Here is a 21,493-nt window from a genome sequence, read left to right as displayed (position 1 = left end):
TTGTCGGGAAGATCAGACCCCGACGTGGAACGCCTGCTTGAGGTTGCGGATAAACTCTGCATCCCGGCAGAGGGTCTTGCCCGGGCTGTCGGAGATCTTGGCGACCGGGCCGCCATTGCACTCGATCAGCTTGAAGACGATGTTCATCGGGCTGACACCGGGCAGATCGCAGGTGAGCTTGGTACCGATGCCGAAACTGGTGTTGATGCGGCCACGGAAGTGGCGGAACAGCTGCACCGCCTTGTCGAGGTTGAGCCCGTCGGAGAAGACCAGGGTCTTGTCGGTCGGGTCGATGCCGAGACGCTGATAGTGGCTGATCGCCTTCTCGCCCCACACCACGGGATCGCCGGAGTCGTGACGCAAGCCCTGATAGCTGCTGGCCAGCTCGAAGTCGAAGTCCCGCAGGAAGGCATCCATGGTGATGCAGTCGGTCAGGGCGATACCGAGATGGTCGGTGAACTCGTCCAGCCAGCTGGTGAGGGCTGCGCGCTGGCTGTGCTCCAGCGGGAAGCCGAGCTGCTGGTGCGCCTGGAACCACTCATGGGCCTGGGTGCCGACCGCAGGCAGCTTGTACTTCTGGGCCAGCATGTAGTTGCTGGTGCCGCGAAACGCTGGCAGCCGCTCCTTGAGGCGACCCACTACCGCATCCTGTACCGCGTGAGAGAAGCGGCGGCGGGTGCCGAAGTCGATGAGGTTAAACTCGCTCATCTCGTCGCTGCTCAGCTCCTTCTCCAGCTTGTCGATCTTCTGATCGAGCCGCTCCAGCGCGTGGCTGACGCCGAACTGGGGGTAGCGGAAGCGGTTGCGCATCTCGCTGATGATGGCGAGCACCGGGATCTCCCACAGGATCACATCCTGCCAGGGGCCCTCGACCCGCACATTGATGCGGCCTCCCTGCTCGAACACCTTGAGCAGGGAGGCGTCGAGCGGCTTGCGGCGCAGGTGGTCGAGGTAGTCAGGGGTGAAGAAGGGACGCTCGGCCAGAAAATCGAGCTCTGGCCTGGTCAGTCGCAGGGAACCGGCGAGGCGCAGTTGCTCCTCGATCTGCCCCATCATGGGCAGCAGATCCTCTTCATTGCGGCTGTGAAACTCGGCCACCACCTCGGCATCCGGATAGCGATGGAACACCGCCTGCTGCATATGCAGCTTGTAGGCGTCGGTGTCGAGCAGGCTGGTGAGGATTGGGGGCATATCAGGCTCCTCGCAGACTGGTGAGCACGATGGAGCTCCCCTGCCGCATATGTAACGTGCAGGCGTCGGTGTCGAGCAGGCTGGTAAGAATCGGTGGCATATCAGGCGTCCAGCAGGCGTTGTACATCGATCAGGGTCTGGGCCAGTTCGGCGCCAGCCTCAATCATCTGGGTGTGGGCGCTGGCAACCGTCGCGGGGGCGATGCCACGGCAGGCATCGAGATGGACGATCACCCGGAAACCGGCGCGGCGCAGTTGCAGCACGCTGGTTTTGACACAGTAGTCGGTGGCGAGGCCGCCGACCAGTACGGTATCGACCTTGCGGGCTTGCAGGAATTCGATGAGTCCGGTGCTGCGCCGTTCGGCCAGGTCGTGGAAGCAGGTGCCGTAGGGATGGAGATCCGGTTCGACCCCCTTCCAGACGAAGAAGTCATAGTCGATGGGAGCGGGCAGGCCGTCGAGCAGCTCGAAGCCCTTGCTGCCCGGTACGCAGTGCACCGGCCAGGTGAGGTCGGCGTTGGGCAGATCCAGCGGCAGCAGCATGCCGGCGGGGTCAGAAACGGCCCAGTCGGCATTGGCGGGGTGAGAGTCCTTGCTGCCGATCCGCAGCGTGGCGAGGGTGGCCTGAGCGTTGAGCGCAGCCACAATATCATCACCGCCCGCAACGGGCAGTTCGTTCGGGCAGAGGGGGGTAAAGCCCTTCTGCGCATCAATATCCAGGCTGGCGACGGTTCCCATGATTGGCTCCTGCACATACTATTCGTGTGATATTATCTACCAAACATTAATGGAAGGCGAGCAGGGCGATCGGCATGCTGAGAATGAGTCTGGATATGGTGGTGCTGCGGTTGCATGAGGAGCGGCTCGAGCTGCTGCTTGAGACCCGCGATCGCCCCCCCTTTGCCCACTGTTGGCAACTGCCTGCGCTGCGCATCGATGAGACCCGGGATCGGGATCTGGATGCCGCCCAGCGCCGTCTGCTGGCGGAGTGGGGTCTGGGTGACTGCTACAGTGAGCAGGTCTGCACCCTCGGCAATCTGGAGCGGGATCCCCGCGGCTGGTCCACGACCCTGGTCTATCTCTGTCTGGTCGATCCGGAAGTGGAGGCGATCCACGGTTGCTGGCATCCGCTCGCCAACCTGCCGGGGCTGAGCCTCGCCTTCGACCATGTCCAGCTTATCGCCAAGGGACTGGAGCGGCTGCGGATCAAGAGCCGTTACAGCACCCTGCCGCTGCAACTGCTGGGGCCCGAGTTCACCCTCTCCGAGGTGCAGCGCGCCTTCGAAATCATCCTGCAAACACCCATGAATACGGCCGCCTTTCGCAAGCGGATCCATCGCGCCGACATTCTGGTGGATACCGGCCGCAAGCGCACCGGCAAACAGCGTCCCGCTATCCTCTACCGGCTGGAGAGCCCCTGCTGCGTGATGTTCGATCAGGTGATGCATGGAGCGGAAGCATGAGTGAGACCGGCGTACACAAGGTGCTGGTGAGTGCCTGCTTGCTGGGTCAGCCGGTGCGTTACGACGGTCAGAGCAAGGGAATCGTCAGCGACTGGCTGAGTGCGCTGGGTGCCGAGGGGCGGGTGCTGGCCTTCTGCCCCGAAGTGGCTGGCGGTTTGCCGACCCCACGCCCCCCTGCCGAGCGGCAGGGCGAGCTGGTAGTGACGGCGAGCGGGCTGGATGTGACTGCCGAGTTCGACCGTGGCGCCGAGCTGGCGCTGGAAATCTGTCAGACGCAGGGCATTCGCTTCGCCCTGCTGAAAGAGGGGAGCCCCTCATGTGGCAGCGGCCGTATCTATAACGGCCGCTTCGAAGGTGTTTCTGTGGCGGGCGAGGGCAAGACCACTGCCCTGCTGCGCCGCCACGGGATTGCAGTCTTTTCCGAAGATCAGTTGGCCGAGTTGGCTTCTGCGCTCTCTTTGGATTCCTCCCCGGATTTGGCGGCAACCGGCAGCGGCGCCTGACCGCTCTGCCACCCCTCCAGCACCTCGTCCTTCTCCTGCCAGCGCTGGTTTAGCCACTCCTGAAAACCGCGCTTGAACTGCTTGTCGTTGAAGTAATCCCCAATCAGCGCCTCATCCACCGGCAGCTCCTCGATCCGCACCTGAATATGTTTTACCCGCCCCATCAGGAAGTCCTTGAACGGGGTCTCGGCGTTGTCCGGATAGCGGATGGTGACGTTGATCAGGCTGTCGAACTGCTCCCCCATGGCTGCCAGCGTAAAGGCCAGCCCCGCCGCTTTGGGGGGCATCAGATGGCGGTAGCGGGAGCGGGTCGCATCCCGTTTCTGCTCGGTGAAGCGGGTTCCTTCCACGAAATTGATGACGGTAGTGGGGATATGGCGAAACTTCTCGCAGGCGTTGCGGGTGGTCTCGATATCCTTGCCGCGCAGGTGCGGGTTCTTCAGCAAAAACTCCCGTGAGTAGCGACGCATAAAGGGCATATCGAGCCCCCAGCAGGCGAGCCCCAGCAGCGGGATGTAGATGAGCTCGTGCTTCATGAAGAACTTGGGCACCGGCAGCCTATCGCGGAACAGGTGGCCGAGCACCACGATATCGGTCCAGCTCATATGGTTGCTGATGATGAGATACCAGCCATCCTTGCGCAGCTTGGTATTGTCCTCCACCTGCCAGTCAATGCGGGTGGTGAGGCGGATCACCAGCGCATTGCAGGCCAGCCACAGTCTCATGAAGCGGTTGTTGAGCCGGCTGCAGGCGCGGCTAAAGGCCGGGATCGGCAGCAACAGTTTGGCCAGCGACACCAGCAGGATCAGACTGGCGCACAAGGCGGTGAAAAGGATGGTCAGGCCCGCGCTGATGATCAGCACCAGCGGGCCGGGAAGCAGGGATAGCATGAATGTTTACTGCGCCTTGGTTGCCAGCAGTTGGCTCAGGGTCTGGTCCTTTTCGTGCCAGATCCCGTTCAACCACTGTTGAAACTCTTGTTGGAACTCGGGGTCATTGAAGTAATCCCCCACCAGCTTGCGGTCGATCGGCAAATAGCGGACCTGAACCTTGATTTGCCCGACCCGGCCACACATGAAGTCCCAGTAGCTGGGAATGCCGTCCGGATAGGCGATGGTGACATCCACCAGTTGATGCAACTGATCACCCATGGCGGCCAGAGTAAAGGCGATGCCCCCCGCTTTCGGGAGCAGCAGATGACGATAGGGCGAGCCCTGCTTCTGATGCTTGCTGCCGGTGAAGCGGGTGCCTTCGACGAAGTTCATCACACTCACCGGAATGTGGCGGAACCTGGCGCAGGCCTTACGGGTCGTTTCAATGTCTTTTCCCTTCAGATGGGGATGTTTTTCCAGAAATTTCCTGGAATATCGCCGCATGAAGGGGAAGTCGAGCGCCCACCATGCCAGACCGAGAAAAGGTACCCAAATCAGCTCTTTCTTGAGGAAAAACTTCAGGAAGGGGATTTTTTGGTTAAAAACCCGCTGCAGTACCAGTATGTCGACCCAGGATTGATGGTTGGCAATCACCATATACCACTCATTCCGGTGCCCTTTGTCCACTCCGACCACCTCGAAAGGGGTTTTGATGATGGTTTTCTGGATCAGATTGTTGAAACCGATCCAGCAGCTGGCACAGCCATCGAGCAGCCAGTTGCAGAGGGTGCGCCACCCCTTGAGGGGGAGCAGGAGCTTGAGCAGACCCAGCGAGAAGATGGGGACAAACCAGAAGAGGGTGTTGAAAAAATAGAGCAGGGTGGAGAGGCTGCCGCGCAGTCGCTCTGTCAGCTTGTTGGGCATGAGTCGGGTCCGTCTTGCTGTCGATAAAGGGCCATCAAGTGGTCAGATCTGTGGCCATAATATCAGCCGATTGCCCGTGAGACCATTCAGAGCCGTTACGGGGGTTGGACTCACCCTTTCCCTTCTGTCAGCTGCTGCGCAATCGCGACAGCAGCCTGTCCATGGCGCGATAACCGAGCGCCTCGATAAGATGCTCCTTGCCGATGGCGGGTTGCCCGGCCAGATCGGCGATGGTGCGTGACACCCGCAGGATGCGATGCCAGGCCCGGATGCTGAGCCCCAGCTTCTGGATGGCATTCTCCAAAAATTCGGCATCTTGCGGTGATAGTCGACAAATATCCTCTATCTCACGGCTATCCAGCAGGTTGTTGAGCTTGCCGTTGCGACTCAGCATGCGCTCCCGTGCCACCAGTACCCGATCGCGGATCTGCTGGCTCGATTCCCCCCGCTCCGCCTTGCCGGTCAGGCTCCCCTTGGGTAGCAGTGGCACTTCCACAGTCAGATCGAAGCGGTCGAGAAAGGGGCCGGAGAGTTTGCCGAGGTAGCGCAGGATCTGATCCGGGCTGGAGCGGGTCTGGCCGTCGCCATAGTGGCCACAGGGGCTGGGATTCATGGCCCCCACCAGCTGAAAGCGGGCGGGAAAATCCACCTGACGGGCGGCCCGGCTGATGGTGATGTGGCCCGTCTCCAGCGGCTCGCGCAGGGAGTCGAGCACCTTGCGCTCGAACTCGGGCAATTCATCCAAAAACAGCACCCCGTTGTGGGCCAACGATATTTCGCCGGGCCGCGGGTGGCTGCCACCGCCCACCAGCGCCACTGCCGAGGCACTGTGGTGCGGCGTGCGGTATGGCCTGTGGTGCCAGTGACCGGCGCGCGGGGTGAGGCCACCGATGGAGTGGATGGCGGCGGTCTGCTGCGCTTCCTGCTCGCTCAGCGGCGGCAAGATGCCGGGCAGTCGGCTGGCCAGCATGCTCTTGCCGGTGCCGGGCGGGCCGATGAACAGCAGGTTGTGGCTGCCGGCGGCGGCGATCTCCAGTGCCCGCTTGGCCTGTGACTGGCCGATCACATCCTGCAGATCCGGTACATCGGGCAGGCTCTCCGCGCTTTGGGGATTCGGCAGCGGCAGTTCGTATTGTCCTGCCAGCCAGGCGGTGACTGCCAGCAGCTGGTGGGCGGTGCGCACCTCGGCATCCTGAATGAGGGAGGCTTCGGGGCCGTTCTCTCGCGGCACCAGCAGGGTGCGCCCCGCATCCCGGCAGGCGAGCACGGCGGGCAGCACCCCGAGCACAGGGCGGATCTCTCCGGTCAGGGCCAATTCCCCTAAAAATTCGTGATCGAGCAGATATTTTGCAGGTATCTGCTTGGAAGCGGCAAGAATACCGATGGCGATGGCCAGATCAAAGCGGCCTCCCTCCTTGGGCAGATCGGCGGGGGCCAGATTGACCGTGATGTGTTTGCTCGGGAACTCGAAATTGCCGTTGAGCAGGGCGCTGCGCACCCGATCTCGCGACTCCTTCACCGAGGTTTCCGGCAGGCCGACCATGTTGAAGGCGGGCAGGCCGTTGGAGAGGTGAACTTCCACTGTAACTTGCGGGGCCGCGATCCCGAGGCTGGCACGGCTATAAACCACAGCTAATGACATAAATCCCGTCCTTGAGTTGATATATGTTCTGACTAACTGCTTGTTGTTGGTTTTTTATTCCAGAGTTCCGGCTGAGGAATAGCCAAAATCAGTGGGTTGTCACAGAAAAAAGGCTTGCCCAATAAAAATCACCGTGCTAGTTCTAATAGCCATTCGCGGTAGAAACCGCCCCAATTTCACAGGATTTCCGGTTGTAACTATGAACATGGCCTCACGTTTCGTCAGCATTATTGTGATCCTAGTGGTGATTATTATCTCACCGCTCGGGGCTCGTTTAGCTGCACGGAACAAGGGATAGACCCACCACCGGACAGAACGAAACAAGCGACCCCCGAGCCTCACAGCTCGGGGGTTTTTTTTCGACCAAAGGACAGGATTTTCCACATGAACGGCGCGCAGTTTTTGGTACAGGCTCTCAAGAAACAGGGTGTGACCCAGGTGTTTGGTTACCCGGGCGGGGCCATCATGCCGGTCTACGATGCCCTGTATGACGGTGGTCTGGCCCATCAGCTCTGCCGCCACGAGCAGGGCGCCGCCATGGCGGCGGTGGGCTATGCCCGCGCATCCGGTCAGGTGGCGGTCTGCATCGCTACCTCCGGCCCCGGCGCTACCAATCTGGTAACCGGTCTGGCGGAGGCGCTGCTCGATTCGGTGCCGCTGGTGGCCATCAGCGGTCAGGTGCCCTGTGCCGCCATCGGTACCGATGCGTTTCAGGAGGTCGATGTGCTCGGCATGTCTCTCTCCTGTACCAAGCACTCCTTTATGGTGACTGATGCCGCCGATCTGGGGCGGGTGCTGGCAGAAGCCTTCGCCATCGCCACCGAAGGGCGCCCCGGACCTGTGCTGATCGATCTCCCCAAGGATGTACAACTGGCTGCCGTGCCGCCCCAGAGCCCGCTGTTTGCGGTGGAAGAGCCGGAGGCGCTCAATCCCTCGGAACTGACCGCAGCCCGCACCCTGCTGGCTGCCGCCGAGCGCCCGGTGCTCTACGTCGGTGGCGGGGTGGGTATGGCCAATGCCGAGCAGCAGTTGCGTGATTTTGCCGCCGCCACCGGCATGCCTGCGGTCACCACTCTCAAGGGGATTGGCGCGCTCGATCCCGATAGCCCCGTTTATCTGGGCATGCTCGGCATGCACGGCACCAAGGCGGCCAACTATGCGGTGCAGCAGTGCGACCTGCTGCTGGTGGTGGGGGCCCGTTTCGACGACAGGGTGACCGGCAAGCTGGAAGAGTTCGCCCCCGAGGCCAAGGTGATCCATCTCGATGTGGACGCCGCCGAATTCGGCAAGCGCCGCGCCGCCGAGGTGGGTATCACCACGGATCTCAAACAGGTGCTGCCGCGCCTCGCCATGACTCTCGAGATCGCCCCCTGGCGTGAACACTGCGCCGCCATGGCTCGCGAATATGCGTTTCGCTACGACCACCCGGGTCAGGCCATCTACGCCCCGGCGCTGCTCAAGCAGCTTTCTGCCAAGTTGCCGGAGAGCAGCGTGGTGGCCTGCGACGTGGGTCAGCACCAGATGTGGGTCGCCCAGCACATGCGCTTCACCAGTCCGCGCAACCATCTCTCCAGCGCCGGTCTCGGCACCATGGGCTTCGGTCTGCCGGCCGCCATCGGGGCCAAGATGTCGCGCCCGGAGGATGAAGTGGTGCTGGTGAGCGGTGATGGCTCTTTCATGATGAACGTGCAAGAGCTCGGCACCATCCGCCGCGCCCAACTCAAGGTGAAGATGGTGCTGCTGGACAACCAGCGCCTCGGCATGGTGCGCCAGTGGCAGGAGCTGTTCTTCGACGGCCGCTACAGCGAGACCATCCTCTCCGACAACCCCGATTTCGTCGCCCTGGCTGCTGCTTTCGGCATCCCCGGCGAAACCATCACATGCAAGGAGCAGATAGCCGGAGCCCTCGATCGCCTGCTGGCAAGCGAGAGTGCCTACCTGCTGCATGTGGCTATTTCAGAGGAAGAAAACGTCTGGCCCCTGGTTCCGCCGGGAGTCGCCAACCACAAGATGATGGAGCAACGCCCATGAACCCGCACACCCTTGCCCAGCCAGCATTTGCACAGCACACCCTGCATATCCATGCCCAGCCCAGACCCGAAGTGATGGAGCGGGTGCTGCGGGTGGTGCGTCACCGCGGCTTCAATCTCTGTGCCTTGAATATGGAGCAGGATTGCCAACAGCTGCGGATCACGGTTACTGTCGAGTCGGTGCGTCCCATCCAGCAGTTGTGGAGCCAGCTGGTGAAGCTGGTGGACGTCTCCCGGGTCGATGCACTGGAACAGCAACCCCGGATCAGAGCTTAAGGAGCCAAGCCAATGTCACAGCCTTCCCAATCCGCCACTCACCCCCAATACATCTGGTTCAACGGCAAGATGGTGCCCTGGCAGGATGCCCAGGTGCACGTGATGAGCCACGCCCTGCACTACGGCTCCTCGGTGTTTGAGGGTGTGCGCGCTTACGACACCCCCAAAGGCACCTGCATCTTCCGTCTGCAGGAGCACACCCGCCGCCTGTTCGACTCCGCCAAAATCTACTGGATGGACGTCCCTTACAGCGAGGCCGACGTGAATGAAGCCTGCCGCACCGTGGTGCGCGAGAACGGCCTGAAGAGCGGTTACCTGCGCCCGCTGGCCTTTGTCGGCAACGTGGGGCTGGGGCTGCATCCGCCACTGGATGCCAAGGCTGACCTGATGGTCGCCGCTCTGCCGTGGGGCGCTTATCTGGGGGAAGAGGGGCTGAAAAACGGGGTGGATGTCTGTGTCACCTCATGGAACCGGCTCGCTCCCAACACCATTCCCACCGGCGCCAAGGCTGGCGGCAACTATCTCTCCTCCCAGCTGATCAGCCGCGAGGCCAAGCGCAACGGCTTCGCCGAGGGGTTGGCGCTGGATGTGAACGGCTACCTGAGCGAAGGGGCGGGGGAGAACCTGTTCCTGGTGAAGAATGGCGTGCTGTTTACCCCGCCTGCCACCGCAGCCATCCTGCCCGGCATCACCCGCGACACCATCATGACGCTCGCGCGTGACTTGGGTTACGAGGTGCGTGAGCAGGCGCTGCCCCGCGAGGCGCTCTATGTCGCAGACGAAATCTTCATGACCGGCACCGCCGCCGAGGTGACCCCGGTGCGCTCCGTCGATCGGATGAAGGTGGGCGCTGGCAGCCGTGGCACGGTGACCGAGCAGCTACAAAACGCCTTCTTCGGCCTGTTCAATGGCAAGACCGAAGACAAGTGGGGCTGGCTGACGCCCGTCAACGACTGATGAGAGAGGGGAGGCGTCATGCCTCCCCGAGTCGCTTCCGGTGAGAACTTCCCAGAGGAGTCTTCACCAGGATCGATTCCGATCCACTCGTATCATCACTGCATAACGCATCGAGCCCATATGGGCATTCAGGGAGTAGAGACATGCCGAAGTTGAGATCCGCCACCACCACCCACGGACGTAACATGGCCGGGGCACGCGCCCTGTGGCGTGCCACCGGAATGACCGATCAGGATTTCGGCAAGCCCATCATCGCCGTGGTCAACTCCTTCACCCAGTTCGTGCCGGGCCACGTTCACCTCAAGGATCTGGGCCAGCTGGTGGCGCGCGAAATCGAAGCAGCGGGGGGGGTTGCCAAGGAGTTCAACACCATCGCCGTGGATGACGGCATCGCCATGGGCCACGGCGGCATGCTCTATTCCCTGCCATCGCGCGAGCTGATTGCCGACTCGGTGGAGTACATGGTCAACGCCCACTGCGCCGACGCCATGGTCTGTATCTCCAACTGCGACAAGATCACCCCGGGGATGCTGATGGCTGCCCTGCGCATCAATATCCCGGTGATCTTCGTCTCCGGCGGCCCGATGGAAGCGGGCAAGACCAAGCTCTCCGACCAGATCATCAAGCTGGATCTGGTGGATGCCATGATCCAGGGCGCCGATCCCAAGGTGTCGGACGCCCAGAGCGAACAGGTGGAGCGCAGCGCCTGCCCCACCTGCGGTTCCTGTTCCGGCATGTTTACCGCCAACTCCATGAACTGCCTGACCGAGGCGCTGGGTCTCTCCCAGCCGGGCAACGGCTCCATGCTGGCAACCCACGCCGATCGCGAGCAGCTGTTCAAGCTGGCGGGCCAGCGCATCGTGACGTTGGCCAAGCGCTGGTATGAGCAGGATGACGAGACCGCCCTGCCGCGCAACATCGCCACCAAGGCGGCGTTCGAAAATGCCATGGCGTTGGATATCGCCATGGGCGGCTCCACCAATACCGTGCTGCACCTGTTGGCGGCGGCGCAGGAGGCTGGCGTCGACTTCACCATGGCCGATATCGACCGCATGTCCCGCAAGGTGCCCCAGCTGTGCAAGGTGGCGCCCTCCACCCAGAAATACCATATGGAAGATGTGCACCGCGCCGGTGGCGTGGTCGCCATTCTGGGCCAGCTGGAAAAAGCGGGTCTGGTGCATGGGGATACCCGTACCGTGCTGGGTTGCTCCCTCGTTGAACAGCTCGATGAATATGACGTCAGCCGCCAGCCGAGTCAGGAGGTGGTGGACTTCTACCGCGCTGGCCCGGCCGGGATCCGCACCACCAAGGCGTTCAGTCAGGATTGCCGCTGGCCAGAGCTGGATCTGGACAGAGCAGAAGGCTGTATCCGCTCGCTGGACAACGCCTACAGCCAGGAGGGCGGCCTTGCCGTACTCTCCGGCAACCTCGCGGTCAACGGTGCCATCGTCAAGACTGCCGGGGTGGATGAGGAGAACCTCACCTTCCGTGGCCCGGCCCGGGTATTCGAGAGTCAGGAGAGCGCTGTGAGCGGCATCCTTGACGGTACCGTGAAAGCAGGCGAGGTAGTGGTGATCCGCTACGAAGGGCCGAAAGGGGGGCCGGGCATGCAGGAGATGCTCTACCCCACCACCTATCTGAAATCCATGGGATTGGGCAAGGCGTGCGCCCTGATCACCGATGGTCGCTTCTCCGGCGGCACCTCGGGCCTCTCCATCGGCCACGTCTCGCCGGAGGCGGCCTCCGGCGGCACCATAGGTCTGGTGGAGGATGGCGACATCATCAGTATCAATATCCCGGCCCGCAGCATGGTGCTGGAGGTGGCCGACAGTGTGCTGGCTGCCCGCCGCGTCGCCGTCGAGGCTCGGGGCTGGAAGCCGCTCGATCGTCAGCGTCAGGTCTCCTTTGCCCTGCGTGCCTACGCTATGTTCGCTACCAGCGCCGATAAAGGCGCGGTTCGCGATCGCTCGATGCTGGGGGAATAAATCATGGTCTCTGCGGCGGATTATCTACGCAAGGTGTTGCTCTCCCCCGTCTATGAGGCGGCGCGGGTGACCCCTTTGCAAACCCTGAAGAAACTCTCCGAGCGGCTCGGCAACCATGTCAGCCTGAAGCGGGAGGATCTGCAACCGGTCCACTCCTTCAAGCTGCGCGGTGCCTACCACAAGATCGCCACTCTGAATGAGGAGCAGAAGGCGCGTGGCGTCATCGCCGCCTCCGCCGGCAACCACGCGCAGGGGGTCGCCCTGTCGGCCGCCAAGCTCGGTATTAAAGCGATCATAGTGATGCCCAAGACCACGCCGGACATCAAGATCGACGCGGTGCGCCGTCAGGGCGGCAACGTCATGCTGTTCGGCAACAGTTTCGACGAGGCCTACGGCGAGAGTCGCCGCCTCGCTGAATTGGAGGGCTACACCCTGATCCCGCCGTTTGACGACGTCGAGGTGATCGCTGGGCAGGGCACTATCGGCAAGGAGCTGCTGGAGCAGGATACCCACCTCACCCACGTGTTCGTGCCGGTGGGCGGCGGCGGGTTGGCCGCCGGGGTGGCGGTCTACATCAAACAGCTGCTGCCGGATGTGAAGGTTATCGGGGTGGAGGCGGAGGGTTCCGCCTGTCTCAAGGCCGCGCTGGCGGCCGGCGAGCCGGTCAATCTGGAGCGGGTCTCGCTGTTTGCCGACGGGGTGGCGGTCAAGCGCATCGGCGAGGAGACCTTCCGCCTGTGCAACCAGTATCTGGACGAGGTGGTGACCGTCTCCAACGACCAGATCTGCGCCGCGCTGAAAGACATCTTCGATGACTGCCGCGCCATCGCCGAGCCGTCGGGCGCCCTGTCGTTGGCGGGCCTCAAGGCCTACAGCGAGCGGGAGCAGGTCAAAGGGGGGCGGATGGCGGCCATTTTGTCCGGTGCCAACGTCAACTTCCACAGCCTGCGTTACGTGTCGGAGCGTTGCGAGATCGGCGAGAAGCGTGAGGGTATGCTGGCGGTGACCATCCCCGAGCGCAAGGGGGCCTTCCTCGACTTCTGCCGTCAGCTCGGCCCCCGCATGGTGACCGAGTTCAACTACCGCTACGCCGATGCCGAGCAGGCGTCGCTGTTCGTCTCGGTGCGCCTCACCGGTGGTGATGAAGAGCTGGGCCAGATCATCGATCAGCTCGGTGGCAACGGCTATCCGGTGGTCAACATGACCGAGAGCGAGCTGGCCAAGAACCACGTGCGTTACATGATTGGCGGCCGCCCGGCCCGGCCCCTCGGTGAACGTCTCTACAGTTTCAAGTTTCCGGAGCAGCCGGGCGCCCTGATGCGCTTTCTGGAGACCCTCGGCTGTCGCTGGAATATCAGCCTGTTCCACTACCGCAACCACGGTGCCGACTACGGCCGGGTGCTCTGCGCCTTCGAGCTGCCGGACGAGGACGTGACCGCCTTCCACGACTATCTGCACGAGATTGGCTACGGCTGGAAAGAGGTGAGCGATGACCCCGCCTACCGGTTGTTTCTGGCCAGTTGAGCAAGGGGGGCTTCAAGGGAGGCGTTATGCCTCCCTTTTCTATTGCTGCGTGTGGATAGGTCCACTCCGTACGACGCAAGGTCATGGTTTAACTGGTAAAACCATGTGAACCAGTATGCTGGTGATTTTTACGCCGGATATTGCTGGCAAGCTCACACTCCTGATGGCTTGGTCATTTGAGGCTGCGTTCGGATGGGATACCCTGAATAGCGGAGAGGCCGCCTGACGGCTTCACACAGGGAAAGTGCGCACTCAGGCGCCCATAACGACTTATTGCAGAGGCGAAAATATGAATAAATCCATGCTTGCCGTATTGGTCAGTGGTTTGCTGGCGGCCGGAGCCGTGCAGGCCGCCGCTCAGGACAATACCTGGTATGTCGGTGGCAAGGCCGGTTGGTCCAATTACTATGGCGTTGACCACAACCAGTATGCCGAGTCGATTGCCCAGACGTTGGGTAATACCAGCGAGAACACGGATGATCTGGGTCTGGGTCTGTTCGCCGGTTACCAGCTCAACCCCAATCTGGGCTTCGAGCTGGGTTATGACTGGCTTGGCAAATATGACACCACTTCGGGCACTGGCGCCAATACCCTCAAGACCGAAGCCAAGAGCCAGATGATTCAGGCCACCATGAAGATCAGCTTCCCGGCAACGAATGTGCTCGATCTTTATGGCCGACTGGGCGGTGCCTATGCCTGGACGGATAGCGAGATCAGCTTCGCCAATACCAGCGAGACCGGCAAGAAGCATGGCGCCGCCTTCGTTGGTGCGCTGGGTGCCGAATATGCCATCGATCGTGACTGGGCTGCCCGTCTGGAGTACCAGTACACCACGCCGCTGGGAGATGCCTCTCTCGATCGCTCCGGTATCGAGATGGATAACGGACTGATTTCGTTCGGAATGCTCTATCGCTTCGGTCAGCAAGGTGGCGAGGTCGCTGCACCGGCGCCCGCTCCGGCCGCCGAACCGGCACCTGTAGCCGTGGTTGAGCCCAAAACCTTCAGTCTGAGTTCCGATGTGCTGTTCGAGTTCAACAAGGCGACCCTGAAACCGGCTGCCAATCAGGCGCTCGATGCCCTGTTCAGCCAGATTGTGGCGGCCAATCCGAAAGATGGTGTCGCAACTGTCATCGGTTATACCGACCGCATCGGTTCCGACAACTACAACCTGGCCCTCTCTGAGAAACGTGCCCAGAGCGTGGCCAGCTATCTGGTATCCAAAGGCTTGTATGCCGACAAGGTACGAGTCGAGGGGCGTGGCAAGGCCAATCCGGTCACTGGCAGCAGCTGTGCCAGCCGCTCCAAGCAAGAGCTGATCGCCTGTCTGGCACCTGATCGCCGGGTGGAAATTCATCTGGAAGGGGTTTCCCAGCCTGTCCAATAAGCAGAGCGACGGGAGCGATAAATGTTAAAACGGGAGGCCTGGCCTCCCGTTTCTTATGGGGTGTTTACGATGTCGTGCCTCAGAGCCCGAACAGCGGGCGCAGGCGGATGCCGATGAGGCTGCCAGCGAGGGCCATCAGCATCCAGACCCAGCCGTGCAGGCTGCCAGAGGCGGTGCCATCGAAGAAGCCGCCGAGGTTGCAGGCGGCGTACATGGCGCCCATCCCCATCAACAGGCCGCCGATGATGGAGGCCAGACTGTTGCCGATCCGCATCGGGGCGAAGTTGCCGCCACCGCTCAAACAGCGCGCCAGCATGGCCCCCAGAATGCCGAGCCAGAACATGCCGACCATGGGATTGATGAAGAGTGGCTGGGCCAGCTTGGGGTTGCCCTCGAACAGGCCGAACAGAGAGGCGCCGCGCAGCGCCATGTCATAGACGGCGCCGGTGATGGTCCAGGCCGAGCCGTGCAGAGCGACGACAGTGGAGTTGAGCAGGGCGATGATGATGCCGCCGGTCAGCACGGTGAATCGGCCATCGCACCAGAACAGATTGCCGCCGCTGAAGAGGGGCTTGAGCTCGCCGGTACGCTTGAGTTCGCTGTTGCGAAACAGCAGGAACAGCGCGGCGACCAGCGCCAGGTTGAGCAGCATGCCGCTCCAGATATTGCCGGTCAAATCCTTGGCCAGCACCACATGGCTGGAGAAGGTGGCCTCCAGTTCGGGGCGGAACTGGTTGCTGATAAGGGTGCCGATGCCGTAGCAGATCAGTACCAGCCAGAAGCGGGGTTGTCCCTCGCCGCAGCAATAAAGAGTGCCGGTGGCACAGACGCCTGCCAGCTGCATGCCGATGCCGAACAGGAAGGCACCGACGATGAAGGGAATGCCGATAGCCATCACGTTACCCACCATGGCATCGCCAAACAGGGCGTGGCTAAAAGAGAGGAAGGTGGTGAACAGCAGAATTTCGATGGCGATGGTGAGCAGGTGAACCCGCACATAGTAACTGTTGCGCTTGGTCAGCATTTCGCGCCAACCGAAGACGATGCCGAAGCGGCTGAAGGAGAGGGTGAAGCCGAAGCCGAATCCGATCAGGGCCATCAGAGCCCATTTCATACCAAAGGTGTTGCCAAGCCAGAGTAACGCTCCCCCCGCGATTGCCACGATGGGGAGCGACCATTTTCGATTCATGTCTGTTGATCCTTGCAGTTGGTTTTCAGAGGGGCGGATCCTATTCCCTCGTGGAGTCCAATGCTACCCATTTAGTCAATGCAGAGAAAAAGGGGGGCGCTGACTCCCGTCAGCGCCGGGGATCAATGGCGGGTGGTGTCGAGATGGAAGTGGTGAGTCTGTCTGGTCAGGATGCGGGCGTGCTGGGCGACCATGGTCGCCTCTTCGGCGGCCTGACTGGCGCTCTGGTTGGCTTCGGCCGCCAACCGCGACATCTCGCCGACCTGATGGTGGATCCCCTGCACCAACCGGGTCTCATCACTCATCAACTGATCGACCCGAGCGATGCGCTGGTTGATCTCCTCGCAACTCTGCGCGATCCGGGCGACGCTCTGGCGCGCTGTCATCGTGTGAGTGACCGCCTGTTCGACCCGGGCCAGCTCGGTATCCATCTCGCTGGCGGCGCGCAGACTGACATCCTGGATCTTGCCGATGATGGTGTTTATCTCGGTGGTGGCGCTGCCGGTGCGGGTCGCCAGCGAGCGTACTTCATCGGCCACCACGGCAAAACCGCGCCCTTGTTCACCTGCCCGCGCCGCTTCAATGGCCGCGTTCAGCGCCAGCAGATTGGTCTGCTCCGCAATATCGTGAATGGCACCCGCCAGCCCGGCAATCTGCTGCGAGAGGCCAGCCAGATCCGAAATGGTCTGGGAGACCTGCTTCACTCCCGTGACTTGCTCCCCGATCACCTGTTCCACGGTGTGGATGGCGATCGTCGCCTCTTGTGCCCGCTCTGCTGACTGCAGGGTTTGCTCCCCCACCTGATGCAGCTGGCTACCCGCCTGTTCAATGGAGTGGGTGAGCTGCTCGATGGCCTGTTCGATATGGTGGGCCGCCCCGACCTGAGCCTGACTGTCATCGGTGTGCCGTTGTGCCATGGCGGTCAGGCTGGTGGCGCGATCATCCAGCGTACTGGCGCTGCGTTGCAGCGACTCCACCAGGGTTGCCAGTTGGTCACGCATGGCCCCGATCTGGCGGATCAGCTCGCCGATGGCATCAAGGCCCGGCTCCGGCATGGGGCGGTTCAACTCCCCTTCGGCGATGGCGGCGGTGGCCTTGCCTGCGGCCAGCAGCCGCTGTTGGGTGGGGCGTCCCAGCCAGAAGATGAGCCCGGCCCCCAGCAGTGCAGCGCACAACAGCAGGCCGTAGCAGAGTCGAGTGGTGTTGGCGAGATGAGCCATCTGCTCGGCGGCATACTCGTTACCGCGGATGACGGTGGCGTCCACCCCTAGCCGGTGGGCGTTATAGAGGGTGTGCAGGCGTGCTGCAAGCGCGCCCGCCTGCGCCAGATCCCCCGCCTTGATGGCGGGGACAAACTTGTCGTTGAGCAACTGCCAGAACAGCTCCCCCTGCACTTTTTGCTCCCCCAGCAGCAGCTCCCTGAGGGGCTCGTTCAGGCTGCTCTCTTGCCAGAAGCGGTTACGGCTCTCGAACTCTTGCTGCAGTCGGACGAGGGTTTGCAGCAGGGCCTCCCGCTCCTCCGGTTTGGCATGGAGCAGGGTGTAGACCTGCAACTGGGATTCGATGAGGTAGAGGGGGGGCGGCAGAATATCGGCTACCACATCCTTCCCCTGTCCCATCTGATCGGCTGCGCTCCGGACCGAATAAAGCCCGAAAAAGCTGATGGAGATCAGCGTGATAATGACCATGATCCCCAGAACCTGACCAAAAAGCAGGGATCTGTCGTGAATGTGTTTGAGCATGTTGCCTCCATTCGGCTCCGTTCATGGATAGCATAGCTCTCTGGCGGGATGGTGCGACTCGGGTATGGCCTGTTGATAGCGAGTCGGCTCTGGAGAAGGGGAAGTCACAGTCTGAAAACCGCTGGTGGCACGAAAAAGAACCCCGGCTGATGAGCCGGGGTCGCTGGTGGTGAGGCGGTGTCAGGTCCGGTTTGGCGCGGCTTTGCCGCTGCGCAGCCCATCCAGACTGAACAGCACCAACGCGCTCCAGATGCAGGCAAAGGTGAGCAGTTTGTCCATCGCCAGCGCTTCCCCATAGAGGGTGACCGCGAGGATGAACATCAGGCTGGGGCCTATGTACTGGAAGAAGCCCAGGGTGGAGAGTTTGAGCCTGGTCGCGGCGGCAGTGAAGCAGAGCAGGGGGGCCGTGGTGACGGCGCCTGCGGCGATCAGCAGCAGGTTGAGGTGCCAATCGTTCTGGGTGAGATGGCTGGTGGGGCTGTCGGCAAAGCCCCACAGATAGATGGCCGCTGGCGGCAGCATGATCATGGTTTCGATCAGCAGACCGGTGAGGGCATCGAGGGCCAGTTTTTTGCGCACCAGCCCATAGATGGCAAAGCTCGACGCCAGCACCAGCGCAATCCAGGGCAAGGAGCCGAAGGCGATAAGCTGGATCGCCACCCCGGCAAAGGCCAGCGCCACCGCCCACCACTGCAGGCGGCGCAGCTTCTCGCTCAGAAACACCATTCCCAACAGTACGTTGAACAGCGGGTTGATGTAGTAGCCGAGGCTGGCATCCAGCATATGGCCGTTGTTGATGGCCCAGATGAACAGCAACCAGTTGCCGCCGACGGTGACCGAGGTAAACGCCAGGGTGAGCAGCACTTTTGGCTGGCGCAGCACCGCCTGCACCTTGTGCCACTGGCGCCCTGCCAGGGTGAGTACCATCAGCAGCACGCAGGACCAGATCATCCGGTGGGTCAGGATCTCGGCGGCCGGGACGGCAGAGATGGTCTTGAAATAGATGGGGGCTATGCCCCAAAGGGTATAGGCGCACAGGGCGTAGATGATGCCCTGACGCTGGATCTGTTGCGGCATGCGGATGACCTTTACTGAAGCGTTGGATGCGGGAAAACATCGCAAAAAATCAGTGTAGCGATCCTTTTGCGGGTAAAGAAGCGAATAAACAAAGTTTGAGGGATAGGAGGAGTGTGGCTGGCCGATCAACCTTTACCGCGGCGGATCTTGTCGACGTCCATCAACAACCACAACATCAGGGCGATGGCGGAGATCCAGGGGCCCCAGGTCACGTAGGCCTCGCCGTGCCCCAGCACGAAGAACAGCAGGGGCAAACCGATCACCAGAAAAAGTACGCTTCCCAGAAAAAATAGCATTTTTGTCTTTATATTTAACATGTTGGCTTTTTTATCATTATAAGGATTGAGCCCGGTGATGGAAGGCCAAAAATGCAAAAGGGGGATTTCTCCCCCTTTTTGATCCGATACTGCTGCTTTGTCGTGTTATTCCAGCTGAATCCAGGTGCTTTTCAGCTCGGTGTACTTCTCCAGCGCATGAAGTGACTTGTCGCGACCGTTACCGGACTGTTTGAAGCCGCCAAATGGCATGGTCATGTCACCGCCGTCCCAGTTGTTGACGAACACGGTACCGGCGCGCAGGGCGCGGGAACCTTTCACCGCCTTGTTGAGATCCGCCGTCCAGATCGCCGCCGCCAGCCCATAGTCGGTGTCGTTGCCGAGCGCAATGGCCTCTTCCAGCGTATCGAAACCGGTCACCGCCAGCACTGGGCCGAAGATCTCCTCGCGGAAGATGCGCATCTGCGGAGTCACGTCGTCAAAGATGGTGGGCTCGATATAGAAGCCGCCACTCTCCATATTGGTGCGGTTGCCGCCCAGCAGCAGCTTGGCCCCCTCCTGCTTGCCAATCTCGATATAGCGCAGCACCTGCTCCATCTGGATGTGATCCACCATGGCGCCGATACGGGTCGCAGGGTCGAGCGGGTTGCTCGAGATCCACTCGCGGGCATGGGCCAGCAGTCGCTCCATAAATTGCGGCTTGATACTGTTTTGCACCAGCAGCCGAGAGGCGGCGGTGCACACCTCGCCCTGGTTGTAGAAGATGGCGCCAGCGGCGCTCTTGGCCGCAGCGTCCAGATCCGGCGCATCCGCCAGTATGATGTTGGGGCTCTTGCCGCCGCACTCCATAAAGGCGCGCTTGAGGTTGGACTTGCCGGAGCATTCCACCAGATGTTTGCCGATCTTGGTGGAGCCGGTGAAGGTGATGCAATCCACGTCCATGTGCATGGCCAGCGCCTCGCCTACTGTATGGCCAAAGCCCGGCAGCACGTTGAACACGCCGTCAGGAATACCCGCCTCCTTGGCCAGACCCGCGATACGCAGGGCGGTCAGGGGGGATTTTTCGGAAGGCTTGAGAATGACCGAGTTGCCGGTAGCGAGCGCCGGGCCCAGCTTCCAGCAGGCCATCACCAGCGGGAAGTTCCACGGCACGATGGCGGCAACCACCCCGAGCGCTTCGCGGGTCACCAGCGCCAGGGCGGACTCCTCCACCGGGGCGACCTGATCGTAGATCTTGTCGATCGCTTCGGCGTTCCAGGCGATACAGTTGGCGGCGGCGGGGGCGTCATAGCCCATGGCATCGCCGATGGGCTTGCCCATATCCAGCGACTCCAGCAGCGCCAGCTCCACCTTGTTGAGGCGCATCAGCTCGGCGAAGCGCTGCATGATCTGTTTGCGCTGTTTCGGCGGCAGGCCGCTCCAACGCTTGTCGTTGAAGGCGTCACGCGCAGCCTGTACCGCCAGTTCGGCATCGGCGGCATCGCAGGCTGCCACCTTGGTCAGCAGCTTGCCGTTGGCCGGGTTGATGCAATCGAAGGTGGCGCCATTGACGGCATCCCGATAGCTGCCGTTGATAAAGGCTTGCGAGGGCAGGGTCAGATGGGCGGCCTTGTGTTGCCACTGGGCCAGGGTCAGGTCACTCATGTTCACTCCTTGAACCGGCAAAAGTCAGATTCCGCGTATCAATATGCTAAACATCCTGCCGCTTGTAAATCCATCTTGTAACAATTCATTAAACATTGCCCCCTGCCGACGCGCGCCTGAATGTCAGAAACTGGCGGGGGTGTTGGCCGAAATCAGCACGCACTCCTGCTCGCCGCTATTGCGAAAACGGTGGGGAGTGCGGCTGTCGAAGTAGTAGCCATCCCCGGCGCCCAGCAGGTAGATCTGCTCGCCCACGGTCACTTCAACTTCGCCCTTGATGACGATGCCGCACTCTTCACCCTCGTGGCTCAGCATGTCGTCGCCGGTGTCGGCGCCCGGTGGCAGCACCTCCTGCAACATGCCGATGGCGCGGTTGGCTCGGCTGTGCCCGACCAGCCGGTAGCTGATGGGATGCGTGCCGAGATCCGGCATATCGGCGGCGCGGAAGATCACTTCGGTGCCCATTTCAGTCTCTTCGGTGAAGAAGCTGGCCAGCGACATGGGGATGCCTTCCAGCACCTTGCGCAGGGAGGCGACAGAGGGGCTCACCTGATTTTTCTCGATCTGGGAGATAAATCCGTTGGTCACACCGGAGCGCTTGGCCAGCTCGCGCTGGGAGAGGGCTGCCTTGGTGCGAACCGCCTTGAGGCGGTGACCGATATCCATCTATAGACACTCCTTGACTGTTTACTATTATTAAAATTGTGTTAAATATCTTATACCACCCTGCTGATGCGTCTAGCTAGGGGTGGCACCAGACAGGGCGATAACGGGCCCTTTTTTATGGATTCAGGTGTTTAATTTAATAGGCATTGG

The 21,493-nt window shown here is 61.5% G+C and carries 19 protein-coding genes; 8 read left to right on the top strand and 11 right to left on the bottom strand.

Features of this window, described 5'->3' with window-relative positions; genetic code table 11:
* Nucleotides 1-12: 12 nt before the first annotated feature.
* Both pncB and ACTG20_RS00680 read right to left on the bottom strand, forming a co-directional pair.
* Nucleotides 13-1,191 carry a nicotinate phosphoribosyltransferase gene (gene pncB, locus ACTG20_RS00685; RefSeq protein WP_194494741.1) on the bottom strand — a complete coding sequence of 393 codons (1,179 nt, stop codon included), beginning with the start codon at nt 1,189-1,191 and terminating at the stop codon, nt 13-15.
* A 101-nt stretch (nt 1,192-1,292) separates the two neighbouring features.
* A complete protein-coding gene (locus tag ACTG20_RS00680) occupies nt 1,293-1,928 on the bottom strand; it encodes a nicotinamidase (RefSeq protein WP_005357452.1) in 636 nt (211 codons plus the stop codon).
* 74 nt (nt 1,929-2,002) lie between these two features.
* Here ACTG20_RS00680 and ACTG20_RS00675 point away from each other — a divergent pair, with 74 nt between their 5' ends.
* Together ACTG20_RS00675 and ACTG20_RS00670 are read left to right on the top strand one after the other, a co-directional pair.
* The gene (locus ACTG20_RS00675) at nt 2,003-2,653 is read left to right on the top strand and encodes an NUDIX hydrolase (protein ID WP_129504937.1); all 651 of its coding nucleotides are present in this window, start codon (nt 2,003-2,005) and stop codon (nt 2,651-2,653) included.
* Complete coding sequence (locus ACTG20_RS00670) at nt 2,650-3,156, top strand: DUF523 domain-containing protein (protein ID WP_194494740.1); 507 nt, start codon at nt 2,650-2,652, stop codon at nt 3,154-3,156. Before ACTG20_RS00675 ends, ACTG20_RS00670 begins: the two co-directional genes overlap by 4 nt.
* Here ACTG20_RS00670 and ACTG20_RS00665 read toward each other — a convergent pair.
* The 3 genes from ACTG20_RS00665 to ACTG20_RS00655 form a co-directional block, all read right to left on the bottom strand.
* Nucleotides 3,081-4,046: an acyltransferase gene (locus ACTG20_RS00665; protein ID WP_194494739.1), complete on the bottom strand. Its 966-nt coding sequence runs from the start codon at nt 4,044-4,046 to the stop codon at nt 3,081-3,083. The genes ACTG20_RS00670 and ACTG20_RS00665 overlap by 76 nt on opposite strands.
* A 6-nt stretch (nt 4,047-4,052) precedes the next feature.
* On the bottom strand, nt 4,053-4,952 hold the full coding sequence (locus ACTG20_RS00660; protein ID WP_139742472.1) for an acyltransferase: 900 nt from the start codon (nt 4,950-4,952) through the stop codon (nt 4,053-4,055).
* Between the two features lie 127 nt (nt 4,953-5,079).
* Nucleotides 5,080-6,594 (bottom strand): YifB family Mg chelatase-like AAA ATPase, encoded by a 1,515-nt coding sequence (locus ACTG20_RS00655; RefSeq protein WP_194494738.1) that lies wholly within the window; start codon nt 6,592-6,594, stop codon nt 5,080-5,082.
* A 384-nt stretch (nt 6,595-6,978) separates the two neighbouring features.
* Here ACTG20_RS00655 and ilvG point away from each other — a divergent pair, with 384 nt between their 5' ends.
* The 6 genes from ilvG to ompA all read left to right on the top strand — a co-directional run bounded on the left by ilvG (nt 6,979) and on the right by ompA (nt 14,750).
* On the top strand, nt 6,979-8,625 hold the full coding sequence (gene ilvG / locus ACTG20_RS00650; RefSeq protein ID WP_194494737.1) for an acetolactate synthase 2 catalytic subunit: 1,647 nt from the start codon (nt 6,979-6,981) through the stop codon (nt 8,623-8,625).
* Nucleotides 8,622-8,900, top strand: a complete 279-nt coding sequence (gene ilvM / locus ACTG20_RS00645; protein WP_005342011.1) for an acetolactate synthase 2 small subunit — start codon at nt 8,622-8,624, stop codon at nt 8,898-8,900. The genes ilvG and ilvM overlap by 4 nt, the downstream gene beginning before the upstream one ends.
* A gap of 12 nt (nt 8,901-8,912) precedes the next feature.
* Entirely contained in the window at nt 8,913-9,857 is a 945-nt protein-coding gene (locus ACTG20_RS00640; protein ID WP_194494736.1) for a branched-chain amino acid transaminase, read from the top strand.
* Nucleotides 9,858-10,000: 143 nt separating this feature from the next.
* Entirely contained in the window at nt 10,001-11,842 is a 1,842-nt protein-coding gene (ilvD, locus tag ACTG20_RS00635) for a dihydroxy-acid dehydratase (RefSeq protein ID WP_194494735.1), read from the top strand.
* Between the two features lie 3 nt (nt 11,843-11,845).
* Nucleotides 11,846-13,366 carry a threonine ammonia-lyase, biosynthetic gene (gene ilvA / locus ACTG20_RS00630; RefSeq protein ID WP_439987407.1) on the top strand — a complete coding sequence of 507 codons (1,521 nt, stop codon included), beginning with the start codon at nt 11,846-11,848 and terminating at the stop codon, nt 13,364-13,366.
* A gap of 289 nt (nt 13,367-13,655) precedes the next feature.
* On the top strand, nt 13,656-14,750 hold the full coding sequence (gene ompA, locus ACTG20_RS00625) for a porin OmpA (protein ID WP_111900973.1): 1,095 nt from the start codon (nt 13,656-13,658) through the stop codon (nt 14,748-14,750).
* A gap of 79 nt (nt 14,751-14,829) precedes the next feature.
* Here the strand turns inward: ompA and ACTG20_RS00620 are convergent, their stop codons facing one another.
* From ACTG20_RS00620 to ACTG20_RS00595, 6 genes are all read right to left on the bottom strand, one after another.
* Nucleotides 14,830-15,939: a YeeE/YedE thiosulfate transporter family protein gene (locus ACTG20_RS00620; protein WP_439987406.1), complete on the bottom strand. Its 1,110-nt coding sequence runs from the start codon at nt 15,937-15,939 to the stop codon at nt 14,830-14,832.
* Between the two features lie 122 nt (nt 15,940-16,061).
* Nucleotides 16,062-17,681, bottom strand: a complete 1,620-nt coding sequence (locus ACTG20_RS00615) for a methyl-accepting chemotaxis protein (RefSeq protein WP_439987405.1) — start codon at nt 17,679-17,681, stop codon at nt 16,062-16,064.
* A gap of 180 nt (nt 17,682-17,861) precedes the next feature.
* A complete protein-coding gene (rarD, locus tag ACTG20_RS00610) occupies nt 17,862-18,758 on the bottom strand; it encodes an EamA family transporter RarD (protein WP_439987404.1) in 897 nt (298 codons plus the stop codon).
* A gap of 125 nt (nt 18,759-18,883) precedes the next feature.
* Nucleotides 18,884-19,054, bottom strand: a complete 171-nt coding sequence (locus ACTG20_RS00605; protein ID WP_005341999.1) for a hypothetical protein — start codon at nt 19,052-19,054, stop codon at nt 18,884-18,886.
* A 126-nt stretch (nt 19,055-19,180) separates the two neighbouring features.
* Nucleotides 19,181-20,677, bottom strand: coding sequence for an aldehyde dehydrogenase (locus ACTG20_RS00600; RefSeq protein WP_042054867.1), 1,497 nt, complete (start codon nt 20,675-20,677; stop codon nt 19,181-19,183).
* 123 nt (nt 20,678-20,800) lie between these two features.
* Nucleotides 20,801-21,343 carry a cupin domain-containing protein gene (locus tag ACTG20_RS00595; RefSeq protein WP_005339643.1) on the bottom strand — a complete coding sequence of 181 codons (543 nt, stop codon included), beginning with the start codon at nt 21,341-21,343 and terminating at the stop codon, nt 20,801-20,803.
* Nucleotides 21,344-21,493: the final 150 nt, after the last annotated feature.

This window comes from Aeromonas sp. 84A, assembly GCF_051919345.1.
Classification (GTDB): Bacteria; Pseudomonadota; Gammaproteobacteria; order Enterobacterales; family Aeromonadaceae; genus Aeromonas; species Aeromonas veronii.
Note: the sequence above shows the minus strand (reverse complement) of the source record. Positions and strands in the feature narration are given on the sequence as shown.